The 13542-nt window shown below is 71.4% G+C and carries 17 protein-coding genes; 13 read left to right on the forward strand and 4 right to left on the reverse strand.

Translation table 11 applies throughout. The features are described 5' to 3' along the window. Positions 1–166: 166 nt before the first annotated feature. Positions 167–547, forward strand: coding sequence for a glycine cleavage system protein GcvH (gene gcvH, locus RJT50_RS13035; RefSeq protein ID WP_313691876.1), 381 nt, complete (start codon positions 167–169; stop codon positions 545–547). A gap of 210 nt (positions 548–757) precedes the next feature. On the opposite strand, the gene RJT50_RS13040 is transcribed toward gcvH, so the two are convergent. Beyond that, the gene (locus RJT50_RS13040; protein ID WP_313691877.1) at positions 758–1801 is read right to left on the reverse strand and encodes a metallophosphoesterase family protein; all 1044 of its coding nucleotides are present in this window, start codon (positions 1799–1801) and stop codon (positions 758–760) included. A 293-nt stretch (positions 1802–2094) separates the two neighbouring features. On the opposite strand from RJT50_RS13040, the gene gcvPA reads away from it, so the two are divergent. Next, positions 2095–3426 carry an aminomethyl-transferring glycine dehydrogenase subunit GcvPA gene (gene gcvPA / locus RJT50_RS13045; RefSeq protein WP_313691879.1) on the forward strand — a complete coding sequence of 444 codons (1332 nt, stop codon included), beginning with the start codon at positions 2095–2097 and terminating at the stop codon, positions 3424–3426. Continuing rightward, entirely contained in the window at positions 3426–4904 is a 1479-nt protein-coding gene (gene gcvPB, locus RJT50_RS13050; protein ID WP_313691881.1) for an aminomethyl-transferring glycine dehydrogenase subunit GcvPB, read from the forward strand. The genes gcvPA and gcvPB overlap by 1 nt, the downstream gene beginning before the upstream one ends. A gap of 43 nt (positions 4905–4947) precedes the next feature. Here gcvPB and RJT50_RS13055 read toward each other — a convergent pair whose 3' ends face one another. Continuing rightward, entirely contained in the window at positions 4948–5430 is a 483-nt protein-coding gene (locus RJT50_RS13055; RefSeq protein WP_313691882.1) for a hypothetical protein, read from the reverse strand. Positions 5431–5742: 312 nt separating this feature from the next. Here RJT50_RS13055 and RJT50_RS13060 point away from each other — a divergent pair, with 312 nt between their 5' ends. The 6 genes from RJT50_RS13060 to RJT50_RS13085 all read left to right on the forward strand — a co-directional run bounded on the left by RJT50_RS13060 (position 5743) and on the right by RJT50_RS13085 (position 9205). After that, on the forward strand, positions 5743–5871 hold the full coding sequence (locus tag RJT50_RS13060) for a hypothetical protein (protein ID WP_313691884.1): 129 nt from the start codon (positions 5743–5745) through the stop codon (positions 5869–5871). Further along, positions 5868–6038 (forward strand): hypothetical protein, encoded by a 171-nt coding sequence (locus RJT50_RS13065; protein WP_313691886.1) that lies wholly within the window; start codon positions 5868–5870, stop codon positions 6036–6038. Before RJT50_RS13060 ends, RJT50_RS13065 begins: the two co-directional genes overlap by 4 nt. Next, entirely contained in the window at positions 6035–7072 is a 1038-nt protein-coding gene (gene aceA / locus RJT50_RS13070; RefSeq protein ID WP_313691887.1) for an isocitrate lyase, read from the forward strand. The genes RJT50_RS13065 and aceA overlap by 4 nt, the downstream gene beginning before the upstream one ends. A gap of 132 nt (positions 7073–7204) precedes the next feature. Continuing rightward, a complete protein-coding gene (locus RJT50_RS13075; RefSeq protein ID WP_313691888.1) occupies positions 7205–7879 on the forward strand; it encodes a bacterio-opsin activator domain-containing protein in 675 nt (224 codons plus the stop codon). Between the two features lie 246 nt (positions 7880–8125). Continuing rightward, the gene (locus RJT50_RS13080) at positions 8126–8440 is read left to right on the forward strand and encodes a HalOD1 output domain-containing protein (protein WP_313691889.1); all 315 of its coding nucleotides are present in this window, start codon (positions 8126–8128) and stop codon (positions 8438–8440) included. A gap of 147 nt (positions 8441–8587) precedes the next feature. Beyond that, a complete protein-coding gene (locus RJT50_RS13085; protein ID WP_313691891.1) occupies positions 8588–9205 on the forward strand; it encodes a DUF2391 family protein in 618 nt (205 codons plus the stop codon). 116 nt (positions 9206–9321) lie between these two features. Here the strand turns inward: RJT50_RS13085 and RJT50_RS13090 are convergent, their stop codons facing one another. After that, complete coding sequence (locus tag RJT50_RS13090; protein ID WP_313691892.1) at positions 9322–10119, reverse strand: alpha/beta fold hydrolase; 798 nt, start codon at positions 10117–10119, stop codon at positions 9322–9324. 145 nt (positions 10120–10264) lie between these two features. On the opposite strand from RJT50_RS13090, the gene RJT50_RS13095 reads away from it, so the two are divergent. Continuing rightward, positions 10265–10951: a helix-turn-helix domain-containing protein gene (locus RJT50_RS13095; RefSeq protein WP_313691893.1), complete on the forward strand. Its 687-nt coding sequence runs from the start codon at positions 10265–10267 to the stop codon at positions 10949–10951. Positions 10952–11071: 120 nt separating this feature from the next. Here RJT50_RS13095 and RJT50_RS13100 read toward each other — a convergent pair whose 3' ends face one another. Beyond that, a complete protein-coding gene (locus RJT50_RS13100; protein WP_313691894.1) occupies positions 11072–11251 on the reverse strand; it encodes a DUF7838 family putative zinc beta-ribbon protein in 180 nt (59 codons plus the stop codon). A gap of 99 nt (positions 11252–11350) precedes the next feature. On the opposite strand from RJT50_RS13100, the gene RJT50_RS13105 reads away from it, so the two are divergent. The 3 genes from RJT50_RS13105 (at position 11351) to RJT50_RS13115 (ending at position 13518) form a co-directional block, all read left to right on the forward strand. Further along, complete coding sequence (locus tag RJT50_RS13105; RefSeq protein WP_313691895.1) at positions 11351–11836, forward strand: HPP family protein; 486 nt, start codon at positions 11351–11353, stop codon at positions 11834–11836. A gap of 84 nt (positions 11837–11920) precedes the next feature. Then, complete coding sequence (locus tag RJT50_RS13110; protein ID WP_313691896.1) at positions 11921–12310, forward strand: acyl-CoA thioesterase; 390 nt, start codon at positions 11921–11923, stop codon at positions 12308–12310. Then, positions 12307–13518, forward strand: coding sequence for an MFS transporter (locus tag RJT50_RS13115; protein WP_313691898.1), 1212 nt, complete (start codon positions 12307–12309; stop codon positions 13516–13518). Before RJT50_RS13110 ends, RJT50_RS13115 begins: the two co-directional genes overlap by 4 nt. The last annotated feature ends 24 nt before the right edge of the window (positions 13519–13542 follow it).

The following is a 13542-nucleotide window of genomic DNA, read 5'->3' on the forward strand; positions in this document are numbered from 1 at the left end:
GCGTCACTGAAAGGCTTTGTCCGGCCACGGATCGTCACTCCGCGCCGGTCCGGTCGCTTCGGATCGACCCGGCCGTCCCCGGGTCGGGACCGCGACCTCGTTCGTCGGCCGCCGGAACGGGTGGCTTTTTCCTTCACTCCCGGATAGTACCCCCAACGACGCCACCATGAGCTTCGACGTACCCGACGGAAACCGCTACCGCGAATCGCACGAGTGGATCTCGACCGACGCCCCCCACCGCGTCGGCATCTCGGACTTCGCCCAGGACGAACTCGGCGACGTGGTGTTCGTCGAACTGCCCGAGGTCGGTGAGACGGTCGAGGCCGGCGCGGAGTTCGGGGTCGTCGAGTCCATCAAGGCCGTCTCGGACCTCTACGCGCCGATCTCGGGCGAGGTGACCGCGGTCAACGAGGCGCTGTTCGACGAGCCGGAACTGGTGAACGAGGACCCGTTCGGCGACGGCTGGATGCTCGAGATCGACCCGGCGGACGGGGACGACCTCGACGCGCTGCTCCCGGCCGAGGAGTACCGCGAGCAGATCGAGTAAGCTCGCCCTGCCCTCGCCAACGCTGGCTTACGCTGCTGGGGGTCGACACGCGGTTCCCTTTCTCGTGGATACGGCCCTGACGCCACCTCGACCCGTCACTGGGGACGAGCGAGGACGACGGACGGGACGTGATGGATCGGCCGGATGCGGGGCGAGCGACCCGTGCCGAGGTCCGTTCGGGTCCGCCCACTGGCCGCCGTCCGCGTTCGGCTACCCGGCGCCGTCCGCGCCCGCCTCGACCGGCGGCCGGTGGATCGGCTCGATCGTTCCGGCCGGGTCGGCACGCTCGTCGACGAGCGGCAGCGTCCTGAGCTGCTCGGCGTTCAGGTCGGCGATGACGCCGCCCCGCGCCGAGTGGTCGCGCCCCGCCTCGTACGCCTCCTCGATGTCGGCCTCGGTCGCGGCGGTGCGGCTCCGCACCGTCGTCCCGGTCGCGTCCACGTCGAGGAGGAGGTACGACTGGGGGAACGAGGCGAGCGAGGGGGCGATGAGCCCCCGGACGCCGAGTGGTCGGGTGAGCGAGAGCAGGTGAACGTGCCCCGAGAGGTGGAGGGGAACGTCGTGCTCGGCCAGCACGTTCACCAGCGCCTCCGCGTTCCCGACCGGCGGATGGGGCGCCCAGCCGTCGCCGCCGACGTGGGCTGGGAGCCCGGGGAGGTTGTGGTGGGAGACGACGATCGGCTCGCTCGTCCCCGGCAGCGTCTCGTCGAGCCACGCGAGCTGGTCCGCGGAGACGACGGCCAGTCGGGGGTCGTCGCCGTCGTCGGGCCACATCGCGGTGTTGAGGCCGAGCACGTCGACCCCGTCGAGATCGAGGTGGACGGGGAACCCGTCGTCGGCGAACCGGTCCGCGAACGCCGCGGCCGGGAACTCCTTCACGTCGTGGTTGCCCGGCACCGCGAGCACCGGCACGTCGACCGCCGCGAGCGCCGACTCGATCCAGTCGAGGTCCCCGACCTCGCCGTCCTTCGTGAGGTCGCCCGAGAGCAGGAGGGCGTCGACCCCCTCCGACTCCACCGCGGCGAGCGTGGCACGGAACCGGTCCCGCGTGCGGTGGAAGAGCTTCCACGTCCCGTCGTCGTCGCCGGCCACGTGCGGGTCCGAGACGACGGCCAGTCGGATCGGTGCGTCGCTCCGCGGTCGGTCGAAGCGGGCGACGTGGTCGTCCTCGACCGCGAGGGCTTCGTACGCCGTCTCGTGGGCGGGGGCCGCCCCCGCGTACAGTCGTCGGTCGGCGAGCTCCCGAACTCCCATCTGTACCGTGAACTCCGTGCGAGTCGCCCATAAGGCTACCGCAAGAAATATTGTTTATCTCGATAATCTATATAGAATTCTGCCGGATGCCCCCGCCGGTCCCCACCGACAGTCGCCGACGCCGGCGACCCGAACCGGCACCGCGACCTCGACGGCACGGTTGCTCGAACCGGCACCGCGACCCGGGAACGAACGACTCTTGACGGCCCGGTCGTAGGCACACCCATGGACAGACGTGGATTCGCTCCGGCCCCCGGACTGCACGGACGTGACGAAGGAGGTGCCCCGTCACGATGAGCGGACGGTCGGCGGGCTCGCCGTTCGCCCCGCACACGCTCGAGACGACCGCCGAGATGCTCGCGGCGGTCGGCGCCGACGACGAGGCCGACCTGTTCGACATCCCCGAGTCGGTCGCGTTCGACGGGGAGTTCGGGATCCCGGCACGGAGCGAGCGCGAGGTCGTCGGCGACCTCCGGGACACGTTCGCCCGCAACGACGACCTGACGGAGTTCCTCGGCCGCGGCCATTACGGCCACTACGTCCCCGCGCTCGTGGACGACCTCTCCGCCCGCTCGGAGTTCCTCACGAGCTACACGCAGTACCAGCCCGAGATCACCCAGGGGTTCCTCCAGGCGCTGTTCGAGTACCAGTCGATGCTCGTCGAGTTGACGGGGCTCCCGGTCGCCAACTGCTCGATGTACGACGCGGCGACGGGGCTGGCCGAGGCCGCGCTGCTCGCCGACCGCGTGCGCTCCGCGAGCGGCGACACGGTCCTGGTGCCCGAGGCGCTCCGGGACGGGAAGCGCTCCACGCTCGACAACTACGTCGACGGCTCCGACCTCTCGGTGGAGACGTACCCCTCCGACGACGGGACGGTCGACCTCGAGGCGCTCCGCGAGCGCGTCGGCGGGGACGTCTGTTTCGTCTACGCCGAGAACCCGACCGTCACGGGCGCCATCGAACCGGAACTCGCCGCGGTCGGCGACGTCGCCGACGAGCACGACGCCCTGTTCTGTGTCGGCAGCGACGTCGTCGCGCTCGGCCTGCTACGGGAACCGGCGTCGGTCGGCGCCGACGTCGTCGTCGGCGAGGCCGGCGCGCTCGGACTCCCGACCGCCTACGGGATGGGGCTCGGCCTGTTCGCCTGCCGCGAGGAGTACCTCCGGCAGGTGCCGGGCAGGCTCGTCGGCGCGAGCGAGGACGCCGCGGACCACCGGGCCTACACGCTGACGCTCCAGACGCGCGAGCAGCACATCCGCAAGGAGCGCGCCACCTCGAACATCTGCACGAACCAGGCGTGGGTGGCGCTCCGGGCCGCGATGCACCTCGCGACCCTCGGGGCGTCCGGCCTCGCCGACCTCGCGGAGGACTGCGTCCGAGCGGCCCGCGACCTCGCGGCCGACCTGGACGAGGTCGACGGCGTGACCGCGCCGCTCCACGACCGCCACCACTTCCGCGAGTTCGCCGTCGGCGTCGACGACGCGCACGGCGTCGCCGCGGGCCTCCAGGAACGCGGCTACGCGGTCCACGTCCTCGACGGAGACACGCTGCAGGTCTGTGTCACGGACCTCACCGCCGGGGAGACGGACGGACTGGTCGCGGCGTTCACGGAGGTGGCGAACTGATGAACTACGATCAGGCGCGGTACGGCGACGACGAGCGGTACGAACCGCTGCTCTCGGAGAAGGACGGGAAGGCGGTCGACCCGGGCGAGGACTCGGCGCTCCCGGACGAGTTGACCCGCGACTCGCTCGAACTCCCCGAGCTCTCGGAGCCGGAACTCGCCCGGCACTACACCCGGCTCTCACAGATGAACTGGAGCGTCGAGGCCGGGCCGTACCCGCTCGGCTCGTGCACGATGAAGTACAACCCGTCGTTCACGGACGTCGTCGCAGCCGACCCGAACGCCGCGGTCCACCCGGACCGGGACCCGGAGACGGTTCAGGGGACCCTGAAACTGCTCTACGGGTTACAGGAGTACCTCGCGGAGGTCGGCGGGATGGACGCCGTGACGCTCCAGCCGCCGGCGGGCGCCGCGGGCGAGTTCGCCGGCATCACCGTCGCCAAGGCGTACCACGAGGCGAACGGCAACGACCGGAGCGAGATAATCGTCCCCGCGTCGGCCCACGGCACCAACTTCGCCACGGCGGCGATGGCCGGCTACGACGTGGTCGAACTCCCGTCGGGCGAGGACGGCCGGGTCGACCTGGAGGCGCTGGAGGCGGCCGTCTCCGGGGACACCGCGGCGCTGATGCTCACGAACCCGAACACGGTCGGGCTGTTCGAGCGCGACATCGAGGAGATCGCGGGGATCGTCCACGACGCGGGCGGCCTGCTCTACTACGACGGCGCGAACCTGAACGCGCTGCTCGGCCGCGCCCGCCCCGGCGACATGGGCTTCGACATCATGCACTACAACGTCCACAAGACGTTCGCGACGCCTCACGGCGGCGGCGGACCGGGCGCCGGCCCGGTCGGCGTCGTCGACGACCTCGCCGAGTTCCTCCCCCGACCGCAGGTTCGTGAGGTCGGGAGCGACTCGGACGGGAGCGACGTGGACGGGGGAGCCGGCGACGACGCCGCCGGCTACGAACTGTTCGACCCCGAGCGGTCGGTCGGCAAGGTTCACGGCTTCGGCGGCAACTGGCTGGTGCTGATCAGGGCGTACGCCTACATCCACCGGCTGGGTGACGAGGGCCTGCTCGACGCCTCCGCGAAGGCGGTGCTGAACGCGAACTACCTCGCCGAGCGGGTCGAGTTCGACGTGCCCTACGGCCCGTTCCACCACGAGTTCGCCGCGACCTCGGGCGACCGGGACGCGGCCGACGTCGCGAAGCGCATGCTCGATTACGGCGTCCACCCGCCGACGACGAAGTGGCCCGAGATGGTCCCGGAGGCGATGCTCACCGAGCCGACCGAGGCCGAGAGCAAGGCCTCGCTGGACGACCTCGCGGCCGCGTTCAACGCCGCCGCGGCCGACCCGGTCGAGGACCTCGAAGCCGCGCCCTCGAAGACGACTGCCCGCCGCATCGACCAGACGAGCGCGGCGCGGAACCCGCGGCTCTCCTGGCACGCGCTGGCCGGGTCGGACGACGACTCGTAGCGGGCGGGCCGTCGTCGTCACCTGCCTGGAGAACCGTCGACGCTCAGGGGTCCCCCCACGCTGCCCGTCGCCGCCTGAGCGCCCCAGACAGCGACTCGGCGGTGTCCCGGTCGGCGTACAGGTAGTAGGTTTTGTCCCCCGTCGCGAGTCTGAGCCGCACGAGCGGCTCGGTCGCGACTACCTCGTTCGCGTAGCGCGAGAGGCCGTGGGGCGTGACTGGGTTGGCGGTGGTCAGTCGCCGGCCGAGGGCGGTGGCGCCGGTCAACACGATGGCCGCGCCGAGGACGACGAGGTCGGCGACGATGCGCGTCTCGCCGTGCCGGTCGCTGACCGGGACCGAGTCCAGCGCGCGCAGGTCGACGTACCGGAGGATCGCACGCCGTCCGTCCCCCGAGAGCGTCAGCGTGTCCGCCTCGAGCACCGCCCGGGTCCACGACTTCCCGAACGGCCCCGGCACCGCGAGCCGGTACGTCTCGCCCTCCCGGTCCGGCGGCTCCTCCCCGCCGCCGGGCGCGTCGTCGCTCACGGTGCAGTCGCCGGCGTCGAGCGCCCTATGCCTTGCTACCAGTTGGTACGAGTCCCCGGGTCGGTGCCGACGCTCGCGGGGTCGACGTCGGACGGGTCGGGCGGTCGCCGGGGTGTGTCACGCCGTCCCAATTAAACGTCCTTCCAGCCTCAAAATGCATTATAGAATATTATCATTATAGTTCATTAACTTTATTTGGTCCCTCCCACTCCATCCCGACGAGGTGCCACAGATGGGCGTACACGGACGACTCACCGACGATGGTAGCGCGCGACCGACCACACCCGAACCACCCACACCACCAGAACGAGAATGCAGTTGACCTTCGACCCGAACCCGAGCACGGACATCGACCGAATCGACGACCGAGAACTGAGCCTGTTCGACGCCGAGGGGAGCGGCCCGACCACGACCGCGGGGACGCGGGGGCGACGCCGATGACCCGCCGCCGCCCGACGGTCGACCGGCCGGCCGCCCCCGTGGGCGAGGCGGACGCGCCGCTGGTTCCCGACCTCGGCCGTCCCGGCCGCGCCGGCGAACCCGGTCCCCGACCCCGCCGCCGACGAACCGACCCGTTCGAACTCGACCTCATGGAGGACGCCGAATGAACCCGACCGAACTCGACACCGACCCGTACATCCGCGACGTCGACAACCCGAAGGGCCGACAGCTGCGCGACATGCTCGACGAGCAGGAGTTCGTCTTCGCGCCCGGCCTGTATCACGCGCTGGACGCCCGCCTCGCCGAGATGGCGGGGCTCGACGCCGCCTACATGAGCGGCTACTCGACCGTGCTCGGCCAGTTCGGCTTCCCCGACCTGGAGATGGTGACGATGACCGAGATGGTCGAGAACGCGAAGCGCATCGTCGAGGCGACGTCGCTCCCGGTGATCGCCGACTGTGACACCGGCTACGGCGGCACCCACAACGTCCGCCGCGCCGTCCGCGAGTACGAGAAGGCCGGCGTCGCCGCCGTCCACATCGAGGACCAGACGACGCCCAAGCGCTGCGGGCACATCGCGGGCAAGCAGATCGTCTCCCGCGAGCAGGCCCGCTCCCGCTTCGAGGCGGCCGTCGACGCCAAGCAGAGCGAGGACACGGTCGTCATCGCCCGCACGGACGCCTACGGCTCCGCCAACGGCGACTGGGAGGAACACCTCGAACGCGGCCGCATCTACGCCGACGCCGGCGTCGACATGGTCTGGCCCGAGATGCCCGACCCCTCGCGCGAGGACGCCGTCGAGTACGCCGAGACGATCCACGAGACCCACCCCGACCTCTCGCTCGCGTTCAACTACTCCTCGTCGTTCGCGTGGAGCGAGGAGGAGGACCCGCTCACGTTCGCGGAACTGGGCGACCTGGGCTACGAGTACATCTTCATCACGCTGTTCGGCCTCCACTCTGGCGCACACAGCGTCTACGAGGACTTCTCGAAGCTGGCCGAGGCCGACGAGGAGGGCCAGTTCGATCTGGAGGAACGCTACCTCGGCCACGAGACCGAGAGCCACCACGAACTCTCGTTCGTCGACCGCTTCCAGGACATCGAGACGCGGTTCGACCCCGAGGCCGAGGAGCGCATCGCCTCCTCGGAGGGGTTCAGCGAGGACCAGTCGGACCCCATCTCCTCGGAGACCGACGACTGACCGGCCCGTTCGGCGGCGCGACCGCCGGAACCGGGACCGAACTCCGCGGCCGCCGTCCTCACACGCCGGGCCGCCGCGGCCACCCGCCCGGCGCATCACTTTACGGTGCCGCGGCCCGTATTTCTTCCACCGATGAGCATCCTCGCCGAGTTCACGGTGCCGGCGGACGAGTTCGTCCTCGCGGACACGCTGACGGCGGCCCCGGGGATGCGGATCGAGATCAAGCGCGTCGTCGGGGGTGAGGCGTCCGTCACGCCGTACTTCTGGGCCGCCGACGGCGACTTCGGCAGGTTCGAGGACGCGCTCCGGGACGACGAGATGGTCCGGGAGGTGCTCACGCTCGAGGAGCACGACGACCCCGACGAGGGGCTCCAGCGGGAGGAGCGGTTCTACCGCGTGACCTGGGCGACGGACGTCCCCAACGTCATCGCCGCCGTCTCGGCCGCCAGGGCCACCGTCCTGGAGGCGGTCAGCGGCGACACCGGTCGCTGGGAGCTCCGCGTCCTCTTCCCGGCCGACGAGGCGCTCTCCGAGTTCTACGACTACTGTCTCGAGCACGGGTTCGACGTCGAGCCGACCCGGGTGTACAGACCGGAGAACCCCGAGGAACGGGCCGAGTACGACGTGACCGCCGACCAGCAGGAGGCGCTGGAGGCGGCCTACCACGCGGGCTACTTCGCCGTCCCGCGCGAGCGGACGCTGACCGACGTCGCGGCGGACCTGGACCTCTCGCGGAACGCCCTGTCGGCCCGCCTGCGCCGCGGCCACCGGAACCTCCTCGCCAACACCCTCATCCACGAGGAGTGAGTCGGGCCGCGGACGACGTCCGCGCCGGCACCGTTCAAAAGCAGTGGTCGTACGAACACAGAACGCTCTCACCGCCTCGTCGGCAATACCGTCCCGGGGTAGCAGTGGTACCATGACCAGTACAGACACGTCAGAGGCAGTCGAACGCGGGATGCAGCGTCGGACGATCACGCGTCGAGGGGTGTCGTCCGCGGGAACCTCGGGGGGGGCTGGCGGGCCCGGACGCGCGCCGGAGGTCCCCCCGGGATGACCGCCTCACGCGAGCGTGGGGACCCGACGCCGACCAGCGAGCGGGTCGTCGAGGCCGTCGCGGCAGAGATCGGAACGACCCCCGATCGGCTCGACCCGCTGTACTACACCGTCGACCCGGAGAGCCTGGACCGGTTGTTCCCGGCCGGCGTCGACGGGTCCGATCCGAACCGTCGGCTCCAGTTCACCTACGAGGGCCACGTCGTGAGCGTCCCGGCCGACGGGCCGGTCGACGTGTTCCGGCCCGGCACCGCCGCCTCCGACGGCTCCTCGGTCGCCCCCGACGGGGGAACGACCGGGACGCCGGACTGAGCGGAACCGACCGGACGCGACCGGCCGTGTTGCCGACCGGGACCCGAGCGTCGAGGAGTATCGGTCCGTTCCGATCGACGGGCGCGGGACCCCGGACGGATGCTCCGACCGGCGGAACTACGTCGAAGCGGGGAGAGCCGACCCAACATGAGCGATGGCACGGCTGGTCCGACCGCCGACACGAGGCCGACGGCGGGCGACGGCGGGACCGACGGCGACCCCGAATCGGAACCGACCGTCGACGACCTGCTCGACCAGCTCGAGACGCTGGAGGAGACCGTCGACGAGGAGGAGGAGGTAGCGAAAGTCCGCGACGCGATGCGGACGGCCACGAAGCTCTCGCGGCCCACCGTGTTCGGCCGCATCGTCCACGGCTTCGACCGCGGCGACATCGCGGAGGCGCTGCTGGGCAGCATCATCTTCGGCGTCCCGATGCTGGTCGAGGGCGGCACCCAGGAGGTCGGCGCGCACCTGGCGACACACCCGGCGTACCTGGTCGGCACGTTCGTCGTGACCGTCGCGGCCGTGGTCGGCATCGTCTACGTCGCCGACTTCCAGGACGTCCGGGTAGACGACCCGTTCCTGGGGGTCGTCCCGCGACGGCTGGTGGGCGTGCTCGGCGTCGCGCTTGCGGTCGCCGTCCTGGGGTTGACGGCGTGGGGCCGGATCACCTGGGCGGAACCGATGGTGGCGCTCGGGAACGTCGTGGCCGCGCTCCTCCCGATGGCGGTGGGCGGTGCGCTCGGCGACCTGCTCCCCGGCTGAGGGGAGACCAAGCGGGGAACGGGCCGCCGTCCGAGCACGCCATCGGACGACGGATCTCACCGGACGACGAACCCACCGGAGGACGGACCCATCGGACGACGGTGTCGTTCCGACCGCTACCGACACCCCCGGAGGAAGGCGTCGACTTCCGCCGAGATGAGCTCCGGCGCCTCGCCGGGCCCGCCGTGGCCGACGCCGTCGAACTCGACGAGGCGACTCTGGGGGAGCGCCTCGTGAACGCGGCGAGCGCTCTCGCGGAGGAACGCCGGACCGTCGGTGCCGGTCAGGACGAGCACGGGCGCGTCGACGTCGAGCCGGTCGGGAAGCCGATACCGCTCGACGGCGCGGTTCATCCGGACGACCTCCTCGGCGAGCTCCACGCAGTCGGGCCAGACCGGCCACTCGGCCAGCCACGCGTCGAGGTCGTCGATCCCGTCGGGATGGAGGACCTGCTCGACGTAGCGTTTCACCGCCTCGCCGGGTTCGTCCTCCTCGACCAGCGCCTCCATGCGGTCGGCGAGGTCGGCCTCCCGCCGGAACTCGTCGGGGAGGACCGCCGGTTCGTACGCGAGGATGGCCCCGACGTCCGCCTCCGTCGCGGCCTCGATCGCGGTGAGCGCGCCGTACGAGTGGCCCAAGAGGATCGGATCGCCGTCCACGGCGTCGACGAGCGTTCGGACGTACTCGGTCTCGCGTTCCAGCACCTCGTCCGCGCTCGTCCCCGCCGGGTCGTCGAGACAGGTGCCGAACCCGGGACGCTGGGGGACGACGGCGGCGTACTCCTCGAAGTGGGGGACGACCGGGTTCCAGTACGCCGGGGGCGCCATCCCCCCGTGGAGCAGGATCAGCGGCCGCCCGTCGCCGTGTCGTTCGTAGGTCACTCCCGTGTCGTCTACGGATCGTGTCGTCTGCATGCGGGTTCGCGTTCGAGCGCGACCGGGCTAACCCGTTCCCTCAGTGATGGGGCCTTTTATGAAGGGGCGATGGTGACGGGTCCCGGCCGTTCCGTCGGCCCGAACCGGTAGACTCTCGCGGTAGCACGGACAGGGGCGATACCGTATGGGACTCGTCGCCGAGTTCGAGATCCACTGTGACGCGCTCCCGCTCGTTACGGTCCCGACAGCGGTCCCCGAGGCGACGGTGACGCTCGACCTGCAGTTCACCCACGGCGACCGGCCGCTGTTCATCGCCACCGTGACCGGGGGCTCCCGGACGGCGGTCGAGAACGCTCTCGACGACGCCGTCGACGTTCGGGCGTGGACCCTCGTGGGTCGCGCCGGGGACACCCGTCGGTACCAGGTCCACCCGGCGCTCAGCCTGGAGGAACAGCTCGGCGAGCGCCTCGACGACCTCGCGGGGCTCGAAGCGCTCGCCACGGCCGACGCCATCATCGAACGCATCGAGGTGGAGCCGGACGGGTGGCGCCAGACGGGCTGGTTCGCCGACCGGGACGCGTTCGGGTCGTTCTCGTCGTTCTGGCGGCGGAACGTCGGGTTTCGGCTGCACCGGCTCACCCGTGACGGCGAGCCCGAATCGCCGGGCGACGGGCTCACCGACCGCCAGCACGAGGCGCTCCGAACGGCCTACGAACTGGGGTACTTCGACGTTCCACGCCGGACGTCGCTGGACGCGGTTGCGACGGAGTTGGGTATCTCGGCGTCCTCGGCGTCGGAGCGGCTGCGTCGCGCTCAGAGCCGGCTCATCGAGGAAACGGTGGCGACGACGTGGCCGCCCCTCCCGGACTGACGGCTGCGGGCGTCTCCGAAAACGGATGCGGAACGGACGGTCGCGGAACGACCGACGAAATCGACTCGACCGTCGCCCCACGAACCGTGACCGACGACGGGAGTTCGGCGGAGCGGTCGATTACGCGTCGATGCGCGAGGAGTCGATGTCGGCCCCCTCGTTGATGAGCACGAAGCCGTAGTCGCACTCCGGACAGCGCCACTTCGTCTTCTCGCCGAGGTGGACCTCCATGCTGGCGGTCCGCCAGAACGTCCGTGACTCCTCACAGCGCGGACAGCCGTGTTCCAGTTCGAGGCTCATACGACCCCGTCGGACCCGGTACGGTTTCAAAACTCCGATTGCCGGGATGCCCGTGGTCGGAATCAACGAGTTCATCCGACGCTGCACGAACGGGCCACCGTGAAACGAACGCTCGCGGAGGCGACGTACGCCGGCGCGCTGCTCGCGGCGGCGGGCGCGCTCGCGTGGGCGACCGGCAGGCCGCTCGTCTTTCCGAGCCTCGGCCCCTCCGCGTACCTGCTCGCGACCGCGCCCGAGCGGACGAGCGACCGCGAACTGCTCGGGGGCCACGCGATCGGCGTGCTCGCGGGGCTCGTCTCCTATCACGCGCTGGCGGCCGGCAACGGAATCCTGGTCGGCTTCGACCCCGGCGGCGCGGTCGGCGCCCACGTCGTCGCCAGCGGGGTCGTCTCGGTCGTCCTCACGACGGCCGGGATGGCGCTCACCGACGCCCGGCACGCGCCGGCCTGCGCGACGACGCTCATCGTCTCGCTCGGCCTGCTCCCCACGCTGGGCGACGCGCTCGTCATCGCCGTCGGCGTGAGCGGCCTGTACGCCGCCTCGGTGGTCGCGGAACGACTGGGGTTCGCCGGCCGACCCCGGTAGCCCGGACCGGGACGCCGGCACTCGACGGCCGTGGCGAATGCCGGGAACGGTACGCAAAAGCCCCCGCCCCGAGACGTGTCGACCATGACCTTCGAGACGACCGTGGAGCCGCGGTATCGGGACCTCGACACGATGGGTCACGTCAACAACGCGGTGTACGCCTCGTATCTCGAACACGGACGCGCCGCGTTCTTCCGCGAGGAGATCGGGACCGAGCTTCACGAGTCGAACGTCGCGCTCGCCTCGCTCTCGATCGACTTCCGGCGGCCGATCGAGGGGCTCGACGAGGTGACCGTCTCGCTGGCCGTCGAGGACCTCGGGACCACCAGCGCGACGATCGCCTACGAGATCAGCCACGACGGCGAGCCGGCCGCGTCGGCCGAGACGGTGCAGGTCGCGCTGGACGACGACGGCCGACCGACGCCGATCGAGGGCGCGGCCAGGGACGCGTTCGAGCGTCATCTCGACTCGTGAGCGACCAGCAGGTGGCCGACGGCGTGGCGACGGGCCGGACCGGAACCGGATCGCGGCGCGTGCTCGCGGTGGTCGCGGGCGCGAACTTCAGTCAGCTGGGCGTCAGGTTCCTGCTCGGCGCGGTCGTCCCGTTCGTCCTCGTCGAGTTCGAGACGTCCAAGTCGGTCGTCGGGCTCGCGCTCACCGGGATGTGGGCCGCCTACGCGCTGTTGCAGTTCCCGAGCGGCGTGCTCGCCGACCGGTTCGGCGAGCGCCCGCTGCTCCTCGCCGGGGTTGGTGGCGCGGCGGGCGGCGCGACGCTGGTGGCGGTCGCGCCCTCGGTCGCGCTGTTCGGCGTCGCGGCGGTCCTGCTCGGCGCGGGGGCGGGGTTGTTCTTCGCCCCCGCGTCGTCGCTGCTCTCCCGGCTCTTCGAGGCACGGGGCGGCGCGCTCGGCGCGCTGACGGCCGGCGGCGCGTTCGCCGGCGTCGCGTTCCCGGCGCTCGGCGGGGTCGTCGCCGAGGCGTGGGGCTGGCGGGTCGCCGTCGGGCTCGGCGCGCTGGTCGCGGTGCCGGTGCTCGGGGCGACGGCGGCGATCGTGCCCGACCTCGACCCGACCAACCCGGGCCGCGAGTTCGCCGCCGCCGTGGACCCCGGTCGGCTGGTCGGGCTGCTGACGCGGCCGGGCCTCGCGTACACGACCGTCGTGGCCAGCTGCACCGGCTTCACGTTCCAGGCGGTCTCCTCCTTCTTCCCGACGTTCCTCGTCGAGTACCGGGGTCTCGACCCCGCGACCGCGGGGCTGGCGTTCGGAGCCGCGTTCGCCCTCTCCTCGCTCGCCCAGCCGCTGGCCGGCCGGGCGTCGGATCTCGTCTCGCGGGACGCCGCGATCGCGGGGAGCGTCACGCTCGCCGGGCTCGGGATCCTCACGCTCGTCGAGGTTCCCGGGACGGGAGGGCTCTTCGTGGGCACCGCGGTACTCGGGGTGGGAATCTCGTGGCCCGGGACGATCCAGGCGCGGGTCATGGACCGGCTCTCGGACGCCGAACGCGGCTACGGCTTCGGGCTCGTCAGGACGACGTACATGCTGCTGGCCGCGTCCGGGAGCGTCGTGGTCGGCGCGCTCGCGGACGCGGGCGGCTGGCCGCTGGCCTACGGGACCGTCGTCGGGCTGCTGTCGTGCTGTCTGGCGCTGCTCGGGCTGAACCGGGCGCTTCGGCTCGGGCTGTAGGGAGTCCGGCGTCGGGACGGCCCG

Origin of the sequence: Halobaculum sp. XH14, assembly GCF_032116555.1 — an archaeon.
In the GTDB taxonomy this organism is placed as follows: Archaea; Halobacteriota; Halobacteria; order Halobacteriales; family Haloferacaceae; genus Halorarum; species Halorarum halobium.